The 4,452-nt window shown below is 60.4% G+C and carries 5 protein-coding genes; all 5 read left to right on the forward strand.

The window, feature by feature from the left end; all coding sequences use genetic code 11:
• The coding region (locus WBF74_RS14660) for a TonB-dependent receptor domain-containing protein (protein WP_424441236.1) at positions 1-1,136 on the forward strand (1,136 nt) is incomplete at its 5' end.
• Positions 1,137-1,146: 10 nt separating this feature from the next.
• On the forward strand, positions 1,147-1,950 hold the full coding sequence (locus tag WBF74_RS14665) for a TonB family protein (RefSeq protein ID WP_424441238.1): 804 nt from the start codon (positions 1,147-1,149) through the stop codon (positions 1,948-1,950).
• A 33-nt stretch (positions 1,951-1,983) separates the two neighbouring features.
• Positions 1,984-3,039 (forward strand): hemin-degrading factor, encoded by a 1,056-nt coding sequence (locus WBF74_RS14670; RefSeq protein WP_424441240.1) that lies wholly within the window; start codon positions 1,984-1,986, stop codon positions 3,037-3,039.
• The gene (locus WBF74_RS14675) at positions 3,036-3,923 is read left to right on the forward strand and encodes a heme/hemin ABC transporter substrate-binding protein (protein ID WP_424441242.1); all 888 of its coding nucleotides are present in this window, start codon (positions 3,036-3,038) and stop codon (positions 3,921-3,923) included. The genes WBF74_RS14670 and WBF74_RS14675 overlap by 4 nt, the downstream gene beginning before the upstream one ends.
• A partial coding sequence (locus WBF74_RS14680) for an iron chelate uptake ABC transporter family permease subunit (protein WP_424441244.1) occupies positions 3,920-4,452 on the forward strand: 533 nt, incomplete at its 3' end. The genes WBF74_RS14675 and WBF74_RS14680, both read left to right, overlap by 4 nt.

Genomic DNA, 4,452 nt, shown 5'->3' on the forward strand with positions numbered 1-4,452 from the left:
ACACGACGCGGGATTTCTTCGGCGCCACGCATAGCTTCACCTATGGCGCTGTTGCCGACTACACGGAAAGCTCGCGCCCGCGCTATCGTACGGAAGAGAACCTCACAACCGGCGTCATCACCAACAATGTCGGCTCGATCCAGTTCCCCGCGAAATATTTTCCCGATACGGAAACCATCAAGGCGGGTTTCTTCATTCAGGACGATATTTCGCTTGGCCGCCTCAATGTCATTCCGGCCATTCGCTTCGACTATTACAACATGGAGCCGAAGCCGGACTGGATGTACCAGAACGTCGCCAATCCGGCCTTCACGCCGGTCGAAGTGACGGAAACGGAAATCTCTCCGAAGCTCGGCGTCACCTTCGATGTCACGGAGGAATACAAGCTCTTCGCGCAATATGCGCATGGCTTCCGCGCTCCGCCTTATGACAGCCTGAATAGCGGCTTCGAGCACAGCGTCTTCGTGCCCTTCCCGCCTCCCGGCTCCACCTTCACCTATCGCTTCATTCCCAATCCCGATCTGAAGCCTGAAACATCGGATGGCTATGAAGCTGGCATTCGCGGGCGCTTTGCCAGCGGTTCGAGCTTCCAGCTCTCTGCTTTCTACAATGAGTATGAAGACTTCATCGAAACCGTGACGCTGCCCGGCAGTACGCCGGCGGACACGACCTTCCAGTTCCAGAATCTCTCCGAAGTCACAATCTTCGGGGCGGAAGCGCGGGGTGAATATGCGGCCACGCCGGAATGGACGTTGAAAGGTGCGGCTTCCTATGCACGCGGCGAAGACGATCGCACCGGCGCACCGATCGATTCTGTTGATCCAGTGAAAGCCGTTATCGGCGTTGCCTATGACAATGGCACATGGGGCAGCGAGATCGCCTTCACACATGCATGGCGCCATGACCGCGTTTCAACCATCGGCAATGTGCAGACGCCTTCCTACTCCGTCATCGACATCATGGCGCATTACAATTTGACAGAAGCGCTCACGCTCAATGCGGGCATGTTCAACCTCACGGATGAGGAATATTACATCTCGCAGGATCTGATCGGCATCACTGCGGGTAATCCTGTCATCCCGCGCTATGCGCAACCCGGTCGCAGTGTCGCGTTCAACGCGACGGTGCGCTTCTGAGGTATCGCGCATGAGCATGGTCGCCACCGCAGATGAAGGATCCGGCGCAAAGGAGGGGGGTTCCTCGCCTCTCCTCCTTTCACCGCGCACCTTGCGTCGCCCGGTGGCGGCTTCGCTTCTTCTTCATATTTCCGTCTGTGCTTCGCTCATCTTCTGGTGGCAGAGCGGCGTTCCTGCGCCGCAAAGCGTTGAGGAAGGGTTGTCCGTTACCTTTGTTGAACTTTCTCCCCTGGCTCCTGCTGCGCCCATGAAGGCCGCGCCCGTTGCCACTACTAAACCCCTTTCCCTTCCCGAACCCATGCCTGATCCCGAGCCTGTGGTTGAGCGTATCAAGAATGCGGTGCCGCTCCCCGAGCCGGTCGTTCAGCGCCCGAAACCCAAACCCGAACAAGAGGCGACGCCTCAGCCCCATGTGAGCGAAGCGAGCGCTATCACTGCCCAGAGCGAGACACAAATTTTCTCCGCCTCTCACCAACCCAACAACAAGGGCGCGGGCACAGGCCGTGCATCTGCCGATGACGTGGCGAATGACGAAATCCTTGTCTCCACGCCGCGCTTCCGTGTGACGCCGCGCCCGCCTGTCTATCCGAACCGGGCGCGCGATCTCGGACAAGAAGGCGTCGCGATGGTGCGGGTGAAGCTCGACGATGAAGGCAATGCAGCCGAAGTCATCATTCTCGAAAGCTCCGGCTATGCGCTTCTCGACCACGCAGCAATACGCGCCGCGCGCGGGTGGCAATTCGAACCCGAGCGGCGCGACGGCAGGCCCGTCATCGCCTGGGTCCATATCCCCGTTCATTTCGCTCTTCGATAGACGAAGCTCACCACGCTCACGAAAGGAGCAGCCATGTCCACCACACCCTCAAGCGAAGCGCTGATCGAAAAGCGCGCGGCATTGCTTGCCGCTGAACCCGGCTTGCGTGCCCGCGACATCGCGGCCCGGCTCGGTATTTCCGAAGCCGAACTCGTGGCGCTGGGCAGCGAGAAATCCGCTGTGACGCAGCTTCGCTCCGAATGGGCCGACATCATCGACGCTGTAAGCGGCCTTGGCCGCGTGATGGCGCTGACGCGGAATGAATCCGCTGTTCATGAACGCAAGGGCATTTACGGCAAGCTTGAAGGCGGCGCGCATGTTGGCCTGATCGTGGGCGAAGATATTGATCTGCGGATCTTCTTCACGCAGTGGAAGTTCGGCTTTGCTGTGGTTGACACGCTGGATGATGGCGAGAAGCGCCGCAGCCTCCAGTTCTTCGATGGTCAGGGTGGCGCGGTTCACAAGATATTCCAGACACCGCAAACAGATGTTGCCGCCTTTGATGCGCTGATCGCACGCTTCGCAACGGAGGCGACGCCGCTTTCCATCCCTCCCGCGCCGAAGAAGCGCGAAGCACGGGATGACAGCGAGATTGACGTGCCCGGCTTCCGCGCGGCATGGGATGCGATGAAGGACACGCATGATTTCCACGGGCTGCTTCTCAAATACAAGGTGCAGCGACTTCAGGGCCTGCGCCTTGCAGGCGAGACGCGCTCCTACAGGGTTTCAACCAACGCGCTTCGCGCAGTGCTTGAAACGGCGCGCGAGCGGAACCTTTCGATCATGGTCTTTGTCGGCAATCCGGGCATGGTGCAGATCTATACCGGGACCGTACAAAACCTGAAGCCGATGGGGCCGTGGTTCAATGTGCTCGACGAAGCATTCAACCTGCATCTGCGCGAAGACCATATCGACAGCGCATGGGTGGTTCTGAAACCGACGGAAGATGGTGTCGTCACCTCGGTTGAGCTTTTCGACAAGGAAGGCGGTCTGATCGCCACGCTTTTCGGCAAGCGCAAGCCCGGGGAACCGGAAGACGTCAACTGGCGCGAGGTGGTGAGCGGCCTCTCTGAAAAGGAAGCCGCATGAAAAGCTTTCTGAGGAATGGCCTGCTCGGCGCGGCGCTGCTTTTCGCAGCGCCCGCCCATGCGGAAGGCCAACGCATTGTAAGCGTTGGTGGCTCCACCACCGAGATCGTCTATGCGCTTGGTGCGGGCGATATGCTTGTCGGCGTTGATTCCACCAGCATCTATCCGCGCAAAGCAGATGCGCTTCCCGATGTGGGCTATGTGCGGCAGCTTGCGGCGGAAGGGCTTCTCTCGCTTCGTCCTGACCTCATCCTGGCGGGATCGGAAGCAGGCCCTGCATCCGCGCTCGAACAGGCCGCGCAAGCGGGCGTCGAGATCGTGAAGCTGAAGGATGGCTTCGCGCCAGCTGATGTCTATGCCCATATCGAAACCGTGGGCACCGCCCTCAGCCGCCAGGCGGAAGCCGCTGCTCTCATTGATACGCTCAAAAGAGATATGGAAGCGGTGCTTGGTGAGGTGGAAACACTTGACCGCCACCCGCGCGTTCTTTTCCTCCTGCAAGCCGGGCGTGGCCCCATGCTTGTTTCGGGCAAGAACACTGCGGTTGATGCGGCCATCAAACTTGCAGGTGGGGTGAACGCCGTCTCCGCCTTTGAAGGCTTCCGGCCTTTCTCACCTGAAGCGGCGGCGGAAGCGGAACCTGATTATATTCTGTTGACGGAACAGACGGTCGCGGCGCTGGGCGGCAAGAAAAAAGTGCTGGCTGACCCCGCGCTCATTCTAACGCCGGCCGCACGCGCGGGCCGGCTCGTTACCATGGACGCGCTCTATCTCGCAGGCTTCGGGCCGCGCCTTGCCCACGCCATCCGTGATCTTGCTACACAGATTCACCCCGAACATACGTTTGTGCCATTGCCTGAACGGGAATGGACGAAAGCTCAATGAGCCCCATTGCCGAAACAGGCGCGCCTGTCTCCCGCGCCATGAAGAGGCCTGCCATATTGGGCGGGCTCACGGCTCTCCTCGTCATCGCCTTCTTCCTGTCGCTGACGACGGGTGCGGTCGAGATGAGCATGGGCGAAGTCATGCGCGCGCTATTCGGGCTTGAAGTCGATCAACGCGTGGCGGCGATCATCCAGATGATCCGTCTGCCGCGCGCGCTTCTCGCCGCGCTTGTGGGCGCGGCCCTCGCCGGGGCGGGTGCTGCGTTTCAAGGCTTGTTTCGTAACCCGCTTGCAGACCCAAGCCTGATCGGCGTTTCCAGCGGCGCGGCACTCGGCGCGGTCTTCGTGATCGTGCTTGGCGCGAGCGTGGCTGCGAGCTACCCCTTCCTTGCCTCGCCGATCTTTCTTCCACTTGCTGCCTTTGGCGGCGGGCTTGCTGCGACCTTTGCCATACAGGGCCTTGCGCAATCGCGAGGACAGGCAGCCACGGCCACACTGCTTCTCGCGGGCATTGCCATCAACGCACTTGC

It is taken from the genome of Parvibaculum sp. (assembly GCF_049672805.1).
GTDB lineage: Bacteria > Pseudomonadota > Alphaproteobacteria > Parvibaculales > Parvibaculaceae > Parvibaculum.